The organism is Nitrogeniibacter aestuarii (assembly GCF_017309585.1).
In the GTDB taxonomy this organism is placed as follows: domain Bacteria; phylum Pseudomonadota; class Gammaproteobacteria; order Burkholderiales; family Rhodocyclaceae; genus Nitrogeniibacter; species Nitrogeniibacter aestuarii.
This window is the reverse complement of sequence record NZ_CP071321.1, coordinates 2,326,413-2,343,808: the sequence shown is the minus strand read 5'-3', so window position 1 is coordinate 2,343,808 and position 17,396 is coordinate 2,326,413. Positions and strand designations below refer to the sequence as shown.

Below are 17,396 nucleotides of genomic sequence, written 5' to 3'. Positions count from 1 at the left end.
GTGGCTACTTCTTGCTGAAGAAACCACGAATCGCTTCGTTGAGATCGGCCGGCAAGACAACGATCTTGCTGTTGTCGGACGCGCTCAGATGCTGCAAGGCGGACACGTATTTTTCACCAAGCACGTACTGAACCGGGGCCGTATTGTCGCCGATGGCCGTGGCGACACGGCGAATGGCTTCGGCCGATGCCTCGGCCAGCATCACCTGGGCACTGGCGTCGCGCTTGGCCGCTTCTAGGCGGGCTTCAGCCTCGAGCACCGCGGCCTGCTTCTCACCTTCCGCCTTAGTCACCATGGCCTTGCGAGAGCGTTCTGCGGCAGCCTGCATTTCCATTGCCTGCTGCATCGACGGTGACGGATTGATATCCTGGATTTCAACGGATTTGACGCTCAGCCCCCAATCGACAGCCTCGTCGGCAATGCTCTCACGCAGGCGGGCCTTGATCTTGTCGCGAGAGGACAGGGCTTCATCCAGATCCATCTCGCCGATGATCGAACGCAGCGTGGTCATGATGAGATTGCGAATGGCCTCGGCAAAATCCGTGACGCCGTACGCCGCCTTGACCGGATCGGTCACCTTGATGAAGGCCACCGCATTGGCACGAATCACCGCATTGTCACGGGTAATCACCTCCTGTTCCTGAACGTCGAGGATGATGTCCTTCGTGATCAGTTTGTAGGCGATCTGGTCGAAATACGGAATGACGATATTGAGGCCGGGCAACAAGGTGCTGTGGTATTTACCCAGTCGCTCGACCACCCATTCCTGGCCCTGCGGGACCAGGCGCACGCCCTTCGCGATGGTAACGGCCACAAAAATGAAAACGGCGATCATGACGATCAGCGCATCAGTCATCAGTTTGATTCCTTGAAATGAGTTTTTTGGAAGAGATCAGTGAAGCGGCGCAACGCGCACGTAGCTACCTTCCACCGAGAGCACCTTCACGCGCTCACCGGCGGCGATTTCCGCCTCGGTCCGGCATTCCCACAGTTCAGCACCGAGCACCGGTTTCTGAAAACGGACCTGCCCGGGCTGATAAGGGGCCACAGCCGTCACCAGCATGCCGACTTCACCGACGACCGACGCCGCCTGGCCAGAGGTCGTCGTGTGTTTGTCACTGCGGAAGACCTTGAACCAAAGCACGGTCATGCCGACCGATGTCAGTGTCCAGATCACGATCTGGGTGGTGAATGACAGTGATGGCGCGATCATGAGCAGCCCGCCCACCAGCAAGGCGCCCAGTCCGAACCAGATAACGAAAAAGGCGGGCACGGCCAGCTCGAGCAAGACGAGCGCAATACCACCGACGACCCAGTGCCACCAGAGCGGTTCGATCATCTAGTCAGCCCTTGGTACCCGAAGACACGTCGCCGAACTCCACGACGTTGCGCTTTTCTTCCACGTCGGTACCGGTCTTTTCCAGCTTGCCATCCACCGACGCACCGCAATCCATCTGCAGCTGACGATAGGTAATGTTGCCGGTGACGCGAGCGTTTGCCTGTAGCTCCAGAAAGTGATTGACGGTCAGGTCACCGACGATGGTGCCATTGACCACGGCATCATGGGTCTTCACACTCCCCTCGATCCGGCCCTGCTCACTGAGCACGAGCAGCGCGCGCTCCTCGTCCTTGTTGATCACGTTGCCCTTGACGCATCCGTCCACGCGCAAGCCGCCGGAAAAGATGACGTCACCAACGATCTCTACGTTATCTGCAATCAGGCTCGACAGCTTGTTGATCTCGATCGATGCGCCCGGCACCTTGGCTTTCTTTCGACCAAACATCTTCAATCCTCCAATCAGGCGAACGCGGTGACCATACCATCATCATGATGACGGCTTGGGCTTCGTTTTCTTGAAAAAATTAAGCTCTTCGCGCAGTTTGGACAACTCCGCGTCGAGGGACTTGATCTGGTTCTGCAGTTCGGTCTGTGTCGCCCGCTCCATGTCGCCGTTGAGCCTGAGCTTCTCGAGCTCGTTCTGCGTGCTTTCGAGCTGGGTCGAGAGACGAGCGTTTTCCTGTTCGAGCTCTTCAACCCGGGCGGCAGGTGAATACATGCGCTCCAGGTAGCTCAGCCCCATGTAGCCAAGGGCAGCCAGGGATCCAATCATGAAAATGGCGATGAGCCATTGGCGACCCTTTCGGGCATCGGACAGGACGATGGCCTGGGTCGACAACTCGGTCGTATCGGGGCGTTTGCCGAACATGCAGGCAGTCCGGTCAGGAGCCGATCAGGTAATGCGCCGGATTGACGAACTGACCGTTTTCGAGGATTTCGAAATGCAGATGAGGGCCGGTCGAACGGCCCGTGGTGCCCACGAGTGCGATTTTCTGGCCCGGGCTGACCACATCACCCTCTTTGACCAGGAGCTTGTATGCGTGCGCATAGCGGCTCACAAGACCATTGCCGTGATCGATTTCGATCTTGTTGCCATACTCGCGATGCCAACCGGCCACGACCACCTTGCCGCCTGCACTGGCGTAAATGGGGGTGCCCTGTGGTGCCGGGAAATCCATGCCGCTGTGGAACGCGCGACGCCCCGTGAATGGATCGTAGCGATTGCCGAAGTTGGAACTGCGACGGGCCTCGCGAACCGGCTCGCGGCTGGGAAACAGCATGTGGGAGAGTTTTCTGCGCGAGGCCGCGGCGTCAATTGACTCAAGGGCAGCGTCCAGAGCCTCGAGCTGTTTTTCGATGGAAGCGATGGTGATCTCAGGCGCGTCGGTCTCAGCGTCGGGGTCGGTGCGTGAGAGTCGCGCGCCGACCGGCGGCATCATCGGACCGCCCACGGAGCCATCCTTGGCATTGACCGGTTTGATCACCGGAACGCTTTTCTTGAGTCGTTGCTCGAAGGTATTGATGACACCGATGCGTTCGGCGAGGGTTTCCGCCTCGGACTCCAGGCGAAACAGACGACCGGAAAGCTCACCCAGTCGATCGATCAGGAAGCGTTCTTCTGGCGCAGACGTCTCTCCTTCACTGGCCACCACCACGGGCAGCACGGAAGTCGACACCTCCGGGTTCGCGGGAGCCAGACCGTAACCGATCCAGATACCTCCGCCCAACGTCAGCAACAGCGTAGCCGAAACACCGGCAATCAGCGTGCGAAAATCAATCGCACGCACCTTCGATTGTGTCAGTGCCTTGGCGGAGTGAATGACAAAGGCCATCCGTTCGCTCCGTCTCGTCTCTTGTTATATGGCTCGGCGCGCGCCACAGGGCGCAGCAATCCAAACCGCGAGTATGTCTCAGTACGCCGGAAATACCTTGCGCTAGCGCAAGCCCGACGAAAAAAATCCGTTGGAGTGTATCACTTGCGGACTAAAAGTAAAAAACGGCAGGGCACCACTCACCTTGAGTGCGCCCTGCCGTTTCTTACATTTCAGAAACAATAGCTTATTGCTTCTCGTGCGCTGCCAGCTTGAGCCAGGTATCAACCACGGTATCCGGGTTCAGCGAGATGGTCTGGATGCCCTCGTCCATGAGCCACTCGGCGAAATCGGCGTGATCCGAGGGCCCCTGCCCGCAGATGCCAACGTATTTGCCCTTCGCGTTGGCCGACTGAATGGCCATGGAAAGCAGCTTCTTGACCGCCGGGTCCCGCTCATCGAAGGCATGAGCCACCAGACCGGAATCGCGATCCAGTCCGAGCGTCAGCTGGGTCAGATCGTTCGAGCCGATGGAGAATCCGTCGAAGATATCCAGGAAGTCGTCGGCCAGCAGTGCGTTTGACGGCAACTCGCACATCATGATCAGCTTGAGATCGTTCTCGCCGCGGCGCAGGCCGTGGTGCGCGAGAAGATCGACCACTTCCTGACCCTCTTCCACGTTGCGAACGAACGGGACCATCAACTGAACGTTGGTCAGGCCGAGCACGTCGCGTACCTTGCGCATGGCGGCACATTCGAGCTCGAAGCAGTCACGGAAGCTGTGAGCGATGTAGCGCGACGCGCCACGGAAGCCCAGCATCGGGTTTTCTTCTTCCGGCTCGTAGATGTCGCCGCCCAGCAGTTTGCGATACTCGTTGGACTTGAAGTCCGACAGACGCACGATGACCGGTTGCGGATAGAACGCGCATGCAATGGTGGCCACGCCCTCGACCAGCTTCTCGATGAAGAACTCGCGCGGTGACTCATAACCCCGGGAGCGACGCAGAATCTCGTTGCGCAGGCTGGCAGGCACCTGCTCGAGCTCAAGGATGGCCTTCGGATGAATGCCGATCATGTTGTTGATCACGAACTCGAGACGGGCCAGGCCGACACCGCCGTTCGGAATCTGCGCGAACTCGAAGGCCAGCTCGGGGTTGCCCACGTTCATCATCACCTTGACCGGGATTTCCGGCAGATTGCCGGTATCGGTCGTGATGACTTCAAATTCCAGCTTGCCGCGGTACACATAACCGGTGTCGCCCTCGGCGCACGAAACGGTCACCGAATCGCCCTCTTCGAGCACCTCGGTCGCATTGCCGCAGCCAACGATGGCGGGAATGCCCAGTTCGCGCGCGATGATGGCCGCGTGGCAGGTACGGCCACCGCGGTTGGTGACGATGGCGCTGGCGCGCTTCATGACCGGCTCCCAGTTCGGGTCGGTCATGTCGGTGACGAGCACATCACCGGGCAGAACGCGGTTCATTTCCGATGCATCGGAAATGACACGCACCGGACCCTGGCCGATCTTCTGGCCGATGGCACGGCCGTGGGCCAGCGACTTGCCGTATTGTTTGAGGCGGTATTTCTCCATCACATGGCCGGACTGCTGGCTCTTCACCGTCTCGGGACGAGCCTGGAGGATGTACAGCTTGCCATCCACGCCATCCTTGCCCCACTCGATGTCCATCGGGCGACCATAGTGTTTCTCGATGATGACTGCGTAACGAGCCAGCTCGAGCACGTCTTCATCAGCGAGGGAGAACCTGTTGCGATCCGCTTCGGCCACATCCACCGTGCGCACCGATTTGCCAGCGCTCTTGTCGGTGGTGAATTCCATCTTGATCATCTTGGAGCCGAGGTTACGGCGCACCACAGCCGGGCGGCCGTCGGCGAGCATCGGCTTGTGAACGTAGAACTCGTCCGGGTTCACGGCACCCTGCACCACGGTCTCACCCAGGCCGTAGGAGGCGGTGATGAACACCACATCCTTGAAGCCCGATTCGGTATCGAGGGAGAACATCACGCCGGAGGCGCCGGTATCGGAACGCACCATGCGCTGCACGCCGGCAGACAAAGCCACGTCGGCATGGGCGAAGCCCTTGTGCACGCGGTACGCAATGGCGCGGTCGTTGTACAGGGAGGCAAACACCTCTTTCATGGCGTGCAGAATGTTCTCGTAGCCATGGATGTTCAGGAAGGTTTCCTGCTGGCCGGCAAACGAGGCATCCGGAAGATCCTCTGCGGTCGCCGACGAACGCACGGCGAAGCTGCCCTCGCCTTCTGCGGTGATCGCCTCGTAGGCGGACTTGATTTCTTCTTCGAGCTTGGCCGGGAAAGGCAGGTCGATGATCCATTGACGAATCTCGGCACCGGTCCTGGCCAGGGCGTCCACATCATCCACATCCAGCGCGTCGAGCGCAGCGTTGATCTTGTCGGCAAGGCCCTGATGTGCGAGGAATTCGCGATAGGCGTCCGCAGTCGTGGCAAAACCGCCGGGGACGCGTACACTGGAGGGCAACTGACTGATCATTTCGCCCAGCGAGGCGTTTTTACCGCCCACGCTCTCGACGTCGGACATTCTCAGTTCTTGAAACGGGATGACATAACGAGTCATATGCTGTTCTTCCGGAATGTTATAAAAACTAAAACTCAGCTTTATAGCCAAAATGCTGCTATGCCGCAAAGCAGGGTTAACCCAATGATCGCACAACGCACTTCACGATGAACGACAACAATACACGGACGGTCTTTTTTATCTCGGACAGCACCGGCATCACCGCCGAGACCATGGGCCACAGCCTGCTTGCCCACTTTCCGGAAATGCGCTTCAAGCAGGTGCGCATGCCGTTTGTCGATACGGTCGACAAGGCGCACGACTGCGCCAGACGTATCCGCGATGCGGCGCGCAACGATGGCGCCCGCCCCATCGTGTTCGCCTCGCTGGTCGGAGACGACGTCCTGGCGACGGTCCGACAGGCGGATGCACTCTTTCTCGATTTGCTCGAACGATTCATCGATCCGCTCGAGAAGGAACTCGGCATCCAGTCCACCCATACTGTCGGCCGCTTTCACGGCATTGCCGAAAGCCTGGACTACAAGGATCGCATCGAGGCCATCAATTTTACGCTGGCGCATGACGACGGCGTATCGCATGCCGAGCTCGATGCTGCCGATGTAATTCTGGTGGGCGTATCCCGCTCCGGCAAGACGCCGACCAGCCTCTACCTTGCGATGCAATTCGGGGTCAAAGCCGCCAATTACCCGCTCATTCCAGAAGACTTCGAGCGCAACAAGCTGCCCACCGAGTTGCACAAACACCGTCGCAAGCTCTTTGGCCTGACCATCAGCCCGGAACGCTTGTCGAAAATCCGTCAGGAGCGACGCCCCGACAGCCATTACGCCTCACTGGACAACTGTCGTTTCGAAATCGAGGCGGCAACGCGCCTGATGAAGCGCGAACACATCGCGTGGCTCGATTCCACCGCGCGCTCGATCGAAGAAATATCCACCAAGATCATCCAGGACATCCATCTGGACAAGCGCTACTACTGATTCCGATCCGTTGTAGAATCCGCGGCCCAACGCAATATCACGACCATAGACCATGAAGCGATCCAGACCCAGCCGCCGTGAGGGGCTCAGCGCCGAAGCCGAACGACTCGTCTGGCTTGCCAACGGCCTGGCCGAGTCCGGCAACCGGGCCGAAGACCGCTTCTGGGACCAGCACCTGACAGTCATCGTCGATGAGCTGCTCGATGAAGGCAACGAAGCGGCCATCAACGACGCCCTCGATTTCCTCTTCAACGGCAACACGACGGCTTACGACGAGCTGGCCGACTTTGTCGAGTCCAGGGCCGAATGTGCAAGCCGGCGCAGCAAGGACGAAGATGTCATTCTCATCGCGGCGCCCTTGCTGGCCTGGTCCCGCTACCGGATTCCCGCAACAAAGATTCCGCCTGCCGTGCTGGCGAATCTGCGTGTGCACCTCCAGGCGCACGTGCTGGCGGCCAACGTGAAGCTGTCGATGGCGGACTTTCTTTTCAGCCCGGATCATTTGCCGGTCGGTTATTGCAACACGGCACGATTCGCCGATGCCATCGGCGCAGCCGCGAGACGCGACCGCGACATGGACATCGAAACGACCGACCTTCCAGAGACGGCACACTTTCTCTCCGACACGCGCTACCTGCTGTTCGCCGTGGCCGTGTCGCGTGGCGCGCCCATGTTCCGCTGGCAGGAGCCGGGCGGTGATCGGGAAACCGCCCTGACCCAGTGGCGCACGCAGGGCGGCGCCTGCCTCATGCCATTGCTCCCCGGCTGTGCGACCGAGGTTGTTCTGCCGGATGCCTACTTTGCCGCATCGCGTCGCGCCGACCGTGCCAGCCGCGCCTATTCAGTGCGAGCCTCCGTGGCCTTCCTCGGCACGACCCTGGCCGTGCCCGCGAGCCAGCTGCGGGCCGTGGTGGCGCCCTTTCATGACCGCAAGCTCGAGGAATACCGCATTGGCCTGACCTTGCGGGACGACGACACGGTCGTCCACGGGATCGTCTGGCCGATTCTGGGCATTGAAGACGAAAACGGCGATGTCCCCGGACAGATTGAGGCCAGCCTGCGCGAATGCGGTGTGAGCGACATCATGATGCTCGATCATCATTTCCCGCTCGAATTCTGCGACGACTGCGGATCGCCACTCTACCCCTCACCCGAGGGTGAAGCTGTCCACGCGGAACTGCCTGAAGAAGACGCAGTGCAGATTCCGCGCCACCTGCACTGACATCCCGCATGGCTCGCCTCTGCCCCACCGTCCTCGTCGCTCGTTGACGACGGCATACGTGGTTTCACGTATTGCAGCCTGATGGCAGTAACGCGTTTAGTGACAGCCAGCTCAGACGAACGTCACAACAACGACAAGGCGCCCAGAGCGCCGAAAAGGTGGAGAGTCCAATGAAATACCGCACCATCGTTCACGCCGCTGCGGCGTGTGTCGCCGCATTCGGTTTAAGCCTGATCAGCCCGGCAGTCCATGCCGGCAATATCGTGATTGGTCAGGTCGCCCCCTTCTCGGGCACGCTCGCCCCGACCGGGAAAGGGGTCAACCTGGGGCTTAGAGCCTACTTCGAAAGAGTTAATCGTGCCGGCGGGATCCGGGGCGACATGCTGAAACTCGTGACACGCGACGATGCGTACAAGGTTGAACAGACACTGGCCATGACCCGTGAACTGCTGGCGCAGGAGAAACCTGCTGCCCTGGCAGGCTTCGTCGGCACGGGCAACGCCGTAGCCCTGAACAAGGAAGGCCTGCTCGACCAGGCCGGCATCGCGCTGGTCGGCGTTCGGTCCGGCGCCATGGCATTACGTCAGCCCGTCCCGGCCCACATCTTCCATACGCGCGCCAGTTACGCGGCAGAGGTGCTGCGCATCATCGCGCAAATGAAAAGCATGGGCCTCAAGCGCATCGCCGTCTTTCACCAGGATGACCCCTTCGGAGAGGATGGACTGAGCGCAGCCCGAAAGGGCCTCGAAGAAGCCGGCATGGAGCTGGTCGCGGTTGGTAAGTACAAGAAGGGAACGACCGAAGTGTCCGGGGCAGTGAAGACGATTCACGCGGCGGATCCGAACGGCATCATCATGGTATCGAACACGGCCGCCAGCTCCGAATTCGTGAAGGAAAGTCGTGCCGCCGGCAGCTTTGCCCTGATGATCACCGTCTCCGTGACCGCAGGACCGCAGGTGGCGTCACGCATCGGCAATGAGCTTGCCCACGGGCTGGGCATTGTCCAGGTCGTGCCCAAGCCGGAGAGCCAGGCCATCAAGATAAGTCGAGAGCTTCAGGAAGATCTCGCCCAGATCGACCCCAAGGCCACCCCCGACCACACGATTCTCGAAGGCTACCTCATGGCCCGGGTGCTGGTTGCGGGGATTCGCAAGGCGGAGACCTCGGATCGAGCCTCGATCCTGAAAGCACTCAACGAACTGGGTAGCTTTGATGCTGGCGGCCTGACCGTGACCTACACGCCGCAAAACCATGATGGCTCGACCTACACCGACATTTCGATCCTGAACAAGAACGGCGAACTGCTCAGATAATCCGGCGTCAGCGAGGCGGGCACCCGCAGATCAGGTATCGGCGAGAAGAAACTGGCGCACGATACCGATCTGCGCGTCATCGAGCAGCATGGGCGCGTGCCCGACGCCCGGAATCTCCGCCAGCTTGGCTTTCGGCCCTCGCGACGCCATTTCGAGCGCCGTCTCGTGGAGCAACAGATCGGAGTCGGCCCCACGAATGACCATGGTCGGGCACTGGATCGCGTCGTAGGTGGCCCATAGATCGACGTTCGCGACCAATGGCGTGGTCCTGAACGGCACGGCAATGTCCGGATCGTAGATCATCGAAAAGCCCCCATCGGTGGGCTTGATGGCGTATTCGGTCAAGTGCCCCCACTGGGCATCGGTCAGCGGTCCAAACGGTGCGCTTACCTCGCGGATGTAGGCAATGGCGGCCGCCTTGTCGACGAAGACAGGGGCATTGCCCACGTATTCGGCGATGCGTCGAATCGACTCGACCGTGATCATCGGCCCCACGTCATTGAGCACCAGACGCTTGATCGGGTTGCCGGGCATGGAAGCGACCAGCATACCGATCAGACCGCCCATGGAGGTGCCCACCCAATGCACCTCTTCGACGTCGAGCCGTGCAAGCAAGGTCACCATGTCGGCCACATAGAGCGGAAAGCCGTAGTCAGCCTTGTTGGCCAGCCAGTCGCTCTTGCCGCGGCCCACGATATCCGGACACACCACCCGATACTCGTCCGCGAGCGCACGCGCCAGAAAATCGAAGTCACGTCCATTGCGCGTCAGCCCGTGGACGCACACCAGCACCTTTGAATTGCGCGGGTCGCCCCACTCGGTGTACGCCATATGGTGCAAGCCGTGCGCACTCACGCATTGCACACGACGCTGGCGCATTTCATAAGACGGCTTTTCGGTGAGCCAACTCCCGAGGCGGGCAAGAAATGACATGAACGTAAATCCGGAAGTCACTGACAGCACAGAGCATACACTGCCGTGCATCAATGCCGGTGCCAGTAGCGTCGCCCGTTTGTGACTCGCCCCTCGATATGCGGACCGCCTTGACCCAGCGCTGCGGTCACCGCGCCGACTGTCGCGGTATTCCAAGACCGGGTGCCGTGCGCTTCCCAGCGCTCGACAACAACACGGGCAGGATGGTGATACGGGTTCTTGTACCCGGCCGAGAAGATCACATGCTCGGCGTTGACCGCGTTGACGAATGCAGGGCTGGATGACGACTTGCTGCCATGATGAGGCGCCACCACCGCCCAGACGTCCGACAGATCGGTGCCACTGATCAATCGGGCTTCCCCATCCCGCGTAATGTCACCAGTGAGCAGCAAGGCATGTCCCGACGCACGAATGCGAAGTACGCATGAGCGGTCGTTGTCCGCTGCTGCGGCAGGCCCGTGGTCTGGATAGAGCCAGTCAAACGCCACCCCATCCCAGCGCCATGACACCCCGGCCACACAGGGATCGACCGTTCTGTCCTTCAGTTCAACGCCGACACCGCCAACAACCTGCTGGACACGAACACCGCTCATGACACTTTCGGCACCACCGACATGGTCGTTATCGTCGTGCGAGAGCACCAGCATGTCGAGCTGGTGGACGCCCGCTTTCGACAGAGCAGGCAGCACCACGGACCGGCCGGCGTCGCCCCCGCGATAGTAGGCGCGACCGGTGTCATAGAGCAGGCTGTGGCTCGCAGTCCTGACCAGCACCGACAGGCCTTGCCCGACATCGATGACCGTGGCCCACACCGCACCAGTCGACGGCCCCTCAGGCCGCCAGAGCATGAGGGGCAACACACACAGGGCCGCCACGCGACGCGTCGGCGTGCCACGAGGCAGGAGTGAAACCACAAGCGCGGCACACGTGATCATGACCAGCCATGGCGGCGGACTTGTCCAGCTCAATTCGATCGACCACCCGGCCATCGCACTGAGCGCAGTCATCAGATGCTCGAGCACCCAGGCCGCCAGGCTGAGCAGTGAGGACGAGCCGCTGACCACGGCCAGCAGCAGTACGGGTACGAGGACAATACTCACCACCGGGATGGCCAACGCATTGGCAAGGGGCGAGATCAGCGACGGGGCGCCGAACACGCCCAGCACAATCGGCAGGCTCATCCATGATATGGCCGCTTGAGCGAGCAGGAACTGACGCCATCGAGGCTGCCGGGCCAGGCGCCCCGACAGCACCAGCATCAGGGCCGCGACGGCCGAAAACGAGAGCCAGAAGCCCGCGGAAAGAACCGCCCACGGATCGAACACGAGCACCGCCACCATGGCAAGCAGCAAGACCCTGAATGGCGCCGACTGACGACCACCGATCAGGGCGATTGCCGCCACACTCAGCATGATCACCGCCCGAACGACCGGAATGCCGAACCCTGCCAGCGCGGCGTAGGCCAGTGCGGCAACAACGGCACAACACAAGGCCGTGTGCCGTGCCGGGATGCGACAGACCAACCATGGTACGCGCCGCCAGATGGCGCCCACGCACGCCGCAACGAGGCCCGCCACGATGCCCACGTGCAAGCCGGATATCGCGACCAGATGTGCGGTGCCGGTCACCCGGAAGGTGTCCCACTGGGTGTCACTGATGCGGCTCTGGTCGCCAAGCGCCATCGCCAGCAAGGGACCCGCCACGGGCGGGGATATTTCGCCTTCGATCCAGGTTCTCAGGCGATCTCGCGTGGCGTCAACCGAAGGGCCTGAGGTCGCAATAAGCACGCCATTCTTGACGTATCCGAGGCCCCCAATCCCTTTTGCGAGGTACCAGCCGGCGTGATCGAAACCCCCCGGGTTGAACAGGCTGCTGGCCTGGCGCAAGCGGATCGTGAGACTGAATCGGGCGCCGGGGCGAACGCGTGTCATCGATTCGTCGAAACCGTCGTCCGAATACCAGCTCAGTGCGAGTGGGCCGATTGATCCTGCGCCGTCAGTTGTCGCATCGGGTTTGAAGACGAAGCGCACCCCGCCGTCGGCGCGTTCCGGCAAGCCTGTGACGGTGCCTTGCCAGGTGACCGTTGTCCGGTCCAGCGCATCGAGCACGCGTGCCTCGAGCCGGATGTGCGCGCGACCGGTAGCGTAGCCTGCGCCAATCAAGAGCCCTGCCAGCAGACAGAGGCCAACGTGCCATCGCGATACCCGCATCATGATGAGGCCGACAAGCAACAGGGCCCCGGCGTACATCGGCAGCGGCAGCAGCGAGGTCGACTGCTGCACGCACAAGACGCCCAACACGAATCCCAGGCCGACGCTTACCATCGCGAGCCATCATATCCATTGCCCCGATAAACGTATTCGTCATATTTCACTCGCGCACGCTGTTTCTGCGCCTTTGGATAGAATCGCCAGAACCATGCGCAAGTTACTCAAACATCGCCTGCCCAACCCCGAATCCATCCAGAACAATCGATGGCTACGCCCCTTGTCGCGTACCCTGCTCCACCCCCGCCTTTGGCACCTCAACCGCCACTCCGCGGCCGGGGCGATCGCCGTGGGGCTTTTCTGCGGCCTGATTCCCGGCCCCTTCCAGATGATCGGCGCAGCACTGGCGTGTGTGCTTTTCCGGGTCAATCTCCCGTTGGCGCTGGTTGCCACGCTCTACACCAATCCACTGACCATCGTCCCGCTGTATCTGCTGGCGTTTTCCATCGGGCATGTGTTTGTGGGTAACGGCGAAGTGTTCACACCGCCACCCGCGCTGGGGGACGCCGGATTCATGGCGTGGCTCGACGCCATCACCCAATGGATGATCGGGCTCGGTGCGCCCCTGGCCCTCGGCCTGCTGCTTCTGGCCACCGCCTTGGCCATCACCGGCTACTTTCTGGTGCGCGCCGTGTGGCGCTGGCATCTCGTTCGCTCGTGGCGAGCCCGATCCGAAGCGCGCGCCCAAAACAAATCGGCGTAGCCTGAGCCACGCCGACCGTGCAAACACCGGATGTGATCCGGCTTACACCCTGAAGCGGGAGACCTCGTCTCGCAGGGTTGCCGACATGCGTTCGAGTTCGGCTGCCGTTCGTGCCGCGCCGCGCACCGCATGGCTGTTGCTCTCGGCCATCTGGGCAATGGCTTCCACGTTCCGGGCAATGTCCGTACTCGCTGAGCTTTGCTCACGCAAAGCATGGGAGATATCTGACACGAAATCCACCACGCTGCGGGCACCGTTGTTGATTTCGTCCATGGACTGTCCGGCACGCTTGGTCAGATCCACCCCTTCACGCACCTGCTCGACCCCGCTCTCCATCGTGACCACGGCCTTTTCGGTGCCGGTCTGGATGGCTTCGACCATGTCGGTGATTTCATGGGTTGCCGTGGCCGTGCGCTCGGCCAGTTTGCGCACTTCGTCCGCCACCACGGCGAAGCCGCGGCCGCTCTCGCCCGCCCTGGCTGCCTCGATAGCGGCATTGAGGGCGAGCAGATTGGTCTGCTCGGCAATCTCGCTGATGGCGTTAACGATGGTCGAAATCCTGCCCGACTGTTCGCCCAGGGCACGAATCACGCTCGCCGTCTGATTGACCGAATCGGCGATCCGCTCCATCTCCTGGACCGATTGACGCACCACGTTGCCGCCCTCGGAGGCCAGCGTGCCGGATCGCTCGCTGTGCTCGGCCGCGGCACTGGCGTTACGGGAAATCTCATCGATGCCCACCGTCATCTCTTCAACAGCTGCTGCCATACCCGAGGCGGAATCACTTTGCCGCTCCGATGCCGTTGCCACCTCGTCTGCCGATTTGGACATCTGGGCCGCGGCTTTGCTCAGATCGGTCGAGGTGTGCTTGACCTGCGCAATGATGTTGCGAAGGCTCCCGGCCATGTCGTTGAATTGATTGGCCACTTCGGCCAGCTCATCCTGCGCGGAAAACTCGACTCGGCTGGTGTAGTCGCCACTGGCCAGGCGCTGAGCCCCCGCAGACAGTTCCTGCACCGAACCGACGATCGAATAGTACATACCCACCATCAGATAAATCACAGCCATCGCGGAAATCGCGGAGACGGTCATCAGGATCATGAGGTTGATCTGCTCGGCACGCTGACGCTCACTGATCAGGTCGACCAGCCCGGGCCGAACCGTATCGTCCAGATGTTTGACAAGACCCGAGATGGCCTCTGTCCCGACCGCAAAGAAAGCTGACGGCTCGACCGAGAACCGACGCTGGAGAATCTGTTCGTCTGCCATCGTGCGCAGCTTCACGTAGCCGTCTTCCACATCTTCGACGGCCTTCGTCAAGGACACCGAGAGCCCGGGCGCGGCATTGGCGGCGTGCTTCAGACGGGCCAGCAGCGTGTCTTTGGTCAGTTCAAGCTTTGACAGCTGGTCGTGAAGTCGGTCGTAATCGCCATCGTCGAGCACGCCCTTTGCAACCAGCCCGGTGCCATAGCCCCGCAAGCGGCCAAGTCGTTCGGTCATCTGCGGGGCCTGAACGGCAAGTACGTCGATCATGTTGGACGAACTCACGTTGCTGTCCGCCGATAGATAGGACGCGTCGCTGATATCGACCATCAGCTTGATGACCTTGGTGATCATGCTGCTGTGCGCGTCGAAGTTTGCCTTGAGCGCGTCGGGCTGGCCGGCCTTCAACGGCGTCCATTCCCGCTTGATCTGTGCCCAGCTTTCATCCAGGCCAAATTGAGCCGCATCGCCGGCAAGCGTTGCGTCGATCTTCGCAATCGCAGCATCGACCGCTTCAGCCTTGGCGGCCACCTTGGGTGCAAGCGCCGCATCACCACCTTTCATGCCGGAGGTCATGCCCCGGTGTTGCTGCATCAGGCCCAGCACGCCCATGACGTCCTTCAAAGCGGCGACGCCGACGATTTCATTCTTGCCGCGCGAGATCTCGGCACTACCCTGGATATAGATCTGAGCCAGCAAGACCGAACACACCAGCGTGGTGATGACGCAGATAAGCATGAACTTGGTGGTGTACCTGAGGCGATTGAGCATCGCGACTGCAGGCATGAACAGCATTTTCATCAATTTTCTCCCGAAAACCGCCGGGCGCCCGTTGCGGTGCCCCTGATTCGGGAGAATCAACGACCCGATCCGGCTAGGACTTGAGCGCGTTTTACGCTGCATCCTTCATCAGATCTGGTTGTCATAGACGTTCGGCGTATAACGTTTGAATTATTCCCGGAGCGACAGACGACCATCGTCCAGGCTGAGGGTGCGCCCAGTTCTACCCGCCAGTTCTGCGTCATGGGTGACGATGACGAAACTGGTCGATTGCGATGCATTGAGTTCGAGCATGAGGTCGAAAATGGCCGCCGCCGTCTTGCTGTCGAGATTGCCGGTCGGTTCGTCCGCCAGCACGCAGGCAGGTGAAGTCACCAGCGCCCGGGCAATTGCTGCGCGTTGGCGCTCCCCCCCGGACAGCTCGCCGGGCGTGTGATCGAGCCGGTGCCCCAGCCCGACCCGTTCGAGCATCGCCTGCGCACTCGTTTCGGCTTCGGCCCGGCTCTGCCGCCGGATCATCAAGGGCATGGCGACGTTCTCGAGCGCGGTGAATTCGGGAAGCAGGTGGTGGAACTGGTAGACGAAACCCAGGTGCTCGTTGCGCAATCGTCCGCGCGCCGCCTCGGACAGACTCGAAAAGTCCCGCCCGGCCAGGGACACCGTGCCGGATGACGGCACGTCGAGCCCGCCGAGCAAATGCAGCAAGGTGCTTTTGCCCGAACCCGAGGCGCCCACGATGGCCAGCCGCTCACCGTGTTTGACCTCCAGCGTGATGTCCTGCAGCACGGGTACGGCGTCCTCGCCTTCACGAAAACGTTTGCTCAGGCCCTTGCAGGCAAGTACGACCGAATTCCTGTCACTCATAACGCAGTGCCTCCGCCGGATTGACGCGCGACGCGCGCCAGCTCGGATACAGGGTGGCCACAAGCGTCAGCACGAAGGACACCGTGGTGATGGTGATGACATCGGAAGAAAGCACTTTGGAGGGCATCTCGTTGATGTAGTAGATCTCTTTGTTCCACAAGGTGGTGCCGAGCACGGATTCGAGCGCGGGAATGACCACGTCCAGATTGGATGCCAGTGCAATCCCGCCGATCACGCCGGCAAGCAAGCCCACGAGTCCGATGATGGCGCCCTGAAGGATGAAGATCGACATGATCGAGCCCGGGCTGGCGCCCAGCGTCCGGAGAATGGCGATATCGGCATACTTTTCCTGCACCGCCATCACCAGGGTCGACACGATGTTGAAAGCCGCCACCGCCACGATCAGGAACAGGATGATCGCCATCATCTTCTTTTCCAGCGCCACGGCACGGAAGAAGTTGGCGTGCGTTCGAGTCCAGTCGTTGAGCAGCGTATCGGGACCGTAATCGACGGCCAACTGACGGATCACCCGCGGTGCGTTGAACAGATCGTCGAGCTTGAGACGCACGCCGGTGACATCGTCTCCAGTACGGAACATTACCTGGGCATCGCGCATGTGAATGAGCGCCAGGCCCGAGTCGAACTCGAACATGCCAGCTTCAAAGATACCGCTGACGGTGAACTGCTTAACCCGCGGCAAGACCGCCGCCGGCGTCACCAGCCCCTGAGGCGCAATCAGGGTCACCTTGTCGCCCACGCCGACCCTCAGTGCCTGTGCAAGCTCCTGACCGAGAATGATGTTGAAACTGCCCGGCACCAGGTCGTCGAGCGAACCGTACTTCATGTTCCGCGCAAAATCGGCCACCTTCTCTTCTTCGGTGGGCAGAATGCCGCGAATCAGCGCACCTCGCACATTCTGGTCGAAACTGAGCATGCTCTGCGCCTGAACAAAAGGCGCAGTGGCGATCACGTGCTCGTTGCGCTGCGCCACTTCGGCCGCCTGCTGCCAGTTGGGAAGCTGACCGCTGACGCCGGTAATCTGGGCGTGCGAGGCCACACCTAGAATGCGTGTGCGCAACTCCTCCTGAAAGCCGTTCATGACCGACAAGACGGTAATGAGTGCAGCCACACCGAGTGCGATGCCCAGCATGGAGACCAGCGAGATGAAGGAAATGAAACGGTTGCGCCCCTGCGCCCGTTTTCTGGACCGCGTGTATCGCAATCCGATGAGTGTTTCGTATGGCATTGAGCCTTGCCCGAAGAGCAAAAGCGCCATTGTGCCCAAAGTCGGCTGTGCACGCGACGCGATGCATGGAAGAACGCCCCACCGGCCAACCCACGACCGAGTT

The 17,396-nt window shown here is 61.0% G+C and carries 15 protein-coding genes; 4 read left to right on the top strand and 11 right to left on the bottom strand.

The window, feature by feature from the left end:
* Positions 1–4 precede the first annotated feature (4 nt).
* From J0W34_RS10725 to ppsA, 6 genes are all read right to left on the bottom strand, one after another.
* Positions 5–856, bottom strand: coding sequence for an SPFH domain-containing protein (locus J0W34_RS10725; protein ID WP_227814538.1), 852 nt, complete (start codon positions 854–856; stop codon positions 5–7).
* Positions 857–892: 36 nt separating this feature from the next.
* The gene (locus J0W34_RS10720) at positions 893–1,339 is read right to left on the bottom strand and encodes an NfeD family protein (protein ID WP_230968791.1); all 447 of its coding nucleotides are present in this window, start codon (positions 1,337–1,339) and stop codon (positions 893–895) included.
* A 4-nt stretch (positions 1,340–1,343) separates the two neighbouring features.
* Positions 1,344–1,784, bottom strand: a complete 441-nt coding sequence (locus J0W34_RS10715; protein WP_227814540.1) for a bactofilin family protein — start codon at positions 1,782–1,784, stop codon at positions 1,344–1,346.
* A gap of 42 nt (positions 1,785–1,826) precedes the next feature.
* Positions 1,827–2,207: a coiled-coil domain-containing protein gene (locus J0W34_RS10710; RefSeq protein ID WP_227814541.1), complete on the bottom strand. Its 381-nt coding sequence runs from the start codon at positions 2,205–2,207 to the stop codon at positions 1,827–1,829.
* Positions 2,208–2,220: 13 nt separating this feature from the next.
* A complete protein-coding gene (locus J0W34_RS10705; RefSeq protein WP_230968790.1) occupies positions 2,221–3,171 on the bottom strand; it encodes a M23 family metallopeptidase in 951 nt (316 codons plus the stop codon).
* 226 nt (positions 3,172–3,397) lie between these two features.
* Positions 3,398–5,764, bottom strand: coding sequence for a phosphoenolpyruvate synthase (gene ppsA / locus J0W34_RS10700; protein ID WP_230971635.1), 2,367 nt, complete (start codon positions 5,762–5,764; stop codon positions 3,398–3,400).
* 107 nt (positions 5,765–5,871) lie between these two features.
* On the opposite strand from ppsA, the gene ppsR reads away from it, so the two are divergent.
* From ppsR to J0W34_RS10685, 3 genes are all read left to right on the top strand, one after another.
* Positions 5,872–6,702 (top strand): posphoenolpyruvate synthetase regulatory kinase/phosphorylase PpsR, encoded by an 831-nt coding sequence (gene ppsR, locus J0W34_RS10695; protein WP_227814544.1) that lies wholly within the window; start codon positions 5,872–5,874, stop codon positions 6,700–6,702.
* A 52-nt stretch (positions 6,703–6,754) separates the two neighbouring features.
* Positions 6,755–7,924, top strand: coding sequence for a DUF2863 family protein (locus tag J0W34_RS10690; protein ID WP_230971634.1), 1,170 nt, complete (start codon positions 6,755–6,757; stop codon positions 7,922–7,924).
* A 170-nt stretch (positions 7,925–8,094) separates the two neighbouring features.
* Entirely contained in the window at positions 8,095–9,237 is a 1,143-nt protein-coding gene (locus J0W34_RS10685) for an ABC transporter substrate-binding protein (protein WP_227814546.1), read from the top strand.
* A gap of 30 nt (positions 9,238–9,267) precedes the next feature.
* On the opposite strand, the gene J0W34_RS10680 is transcribed toward J0W34_RS10685, so the two are convergent.
* Positions 9,268–10,170, bottom strand: a complete 903-nt coding sequence (locus tag J0W34_RS10680; RefSeq protein WP_407941164.1) for an alpha/beta fold hydrolase — start codon at positions 10,168–10,170, stop codon at positions 9,268–9,270.
* 50 nt (positions 10,171–10,220) lie between these two features.
* A complete protein-coding gene (locus J0W34_RS10675; RefSeq protein WP_230971633.1) occupies positions 10,221–12,452 on the bottom strand; it encodes a DNA internalization-related competence protein ComEC/Rec2 in 2,232 nt (743 codons plus the stop codon).
* A 136-nt stretch (positions 12,453–12,588) separates the two neighbouring features.
* Here J0W34_RS10675 and J0W34_RS10670 point away from each other — a divergent pair, with 136 nt between their 5' ends.
* A complete protein-coding gene (locus J0W34_RS10670) occupies positions 12,589–13,140 on the top strand; it encodes a DUF2062 domain-containing protein (protein WP_227814548.1) in 552 nt (183 codons plus the stop codon).
* 42 nt (positions 13,141–13,182) lie between these two features.
* On the opposite strand, the gene J0W34_RS10665 is transcribed toward J0W34_RS10670, so the two are convergent.
* The 3 genes from J0W34_RS10665 to J0W34_RS10655 form a co-directional block, all read right to left on the bottom strand.
* The gene (locus J0W34_RS10665) at positions 13,183–15,204 is read right to left on the bottom strand and encodes a methyl-accepting chemotaxis protein (RefSeq protein WP_230971632.1); all 2,022 of its coding nucleotides are present in this window, start codon (positions 15,202–15,204) and stop codon (positions 13,183–13,185) included.
* Between the two features lie 150 nt (positions 15,205–15,354).
* On the bottom strand, positions 15,355–16,047 hold the full coding sequence (lolD, locus tag J0W34_RS10660) for a lipoprotein-releasing ABC transporter ATP-binding protein LolD (protein WP_227814550.1): 693 nt from the start codon (positions 16,045–16,047) through the stop codon (positions 15,355–15,357).
* Positions 16,040–17,293, bottom strand: a complete 1,254-nt coding sequence (locus J0W34_RS10655) for a lipoprotein-releasing ABC transporter permease subunit (protein WP_230971631.1) — start codon at positions 17,291–17,293, stop codon at positions 16,040–16,042. Before J0W34_RS10655 ends, lolD begins: the two co-directional genes overlap by 8 nt.
* Positions 17,294–17,396: the final 103 nt, after the last annotated feature.

Coding starts and splice junctions, on each gene's coding strand:
- J0W34_RS10725 (WP_227814538.1), bottom strand. CDS start 856: ATGACTGATGCGCTGATCGTCATGATCGCCGTTTTCATTTTTGTGGCC.
- J0W34_RS10720 (WP_230968791.1), bottom strand. CDS start 1,339: ATGATCGAACCGCTCTGGTGGCACTGGGTCGTCGGTGGTATTGCGCTC.
- J0W34_RS10715 (WP_227814540.1), bottom strand. CDS start 1,784: ATGTTTGGTCGAAAGAAAGCCAAGGTGCCGGGCGCATCGATCGAGATC.
- J0W34_RS10710 (WP_227814541.1), bottom strand. CDS start 2,207: ATGTTCGGCAAACGCCCCGATACGACCGAGTTGTCGACCCAGGCCATC.
- J0W34_RS10705 (WP_230968790.1), bottom strand. CDS start 3,171: ATGGCCTTTGTCATTCACTCCGCCAAGGCACTGACACAATCGAAGGTG.
- ppsA (WP_230971635.1), bottom strand. CDS start 5,764: ATGACTCGTTATGTCATCCCGTTTCAAGAACTGAGAATGTCCGACGTC.
- ppsR (WP_227814544.1), top strand. CDS start 5,872: ATGAACGACAACAATACACGGACGGTCTTTTTTATCTCGGACAGCACC.
- J0W34_RS10690 (WP_230971634.1), top strand. CDS start 6,755: ATGAAGCGATCCAGACCCAGCCGCCGTGAGGGGCTCAGCGCCGAAGCC.
- J0W34_RS10685 (WP_227814546.1), top strand. CDS start 8,095: ATGAAATACCGCACCATCGTTCACGCCGCTGCGGCGTGTGTCGCCGCA.
- J0W34_RS10680 (WP_407941164.1), bottom strand. CDS start 10,170: ATGTCATTTCTTGCCCGCCTCGGGAGTTGGCTCACCGAAAAGCCGTCT.
- J0W34_RS10670 (WP_227814548.1), top strand. CDS start 12,589: ATGCGCAAGTTACTCAAACATCGCCTGCCCAACCCCGAATCCATCCAG.
- J0W34_RS10665 (WP_230971632.1), bottom strand. CDS start 15,204: ATGAAAATGCTGTTCATGCCTGCAGTCGCGATGCTCAATCGCCTCAGG.
- lolD (WP_227814550.1), bottom strand. CDS start 16,047: ATGAGTGACAGGAATTCGGTCGTACTTGCCTGCAAGGGCCTGAGCAAA.
- J0W34_RS10655 (WP_230971631.1), bottom strand. CDS start 17,293: ATGCCATACGAAACACTCATCGGATTGCGATACACGCGGTCCAGAAAA.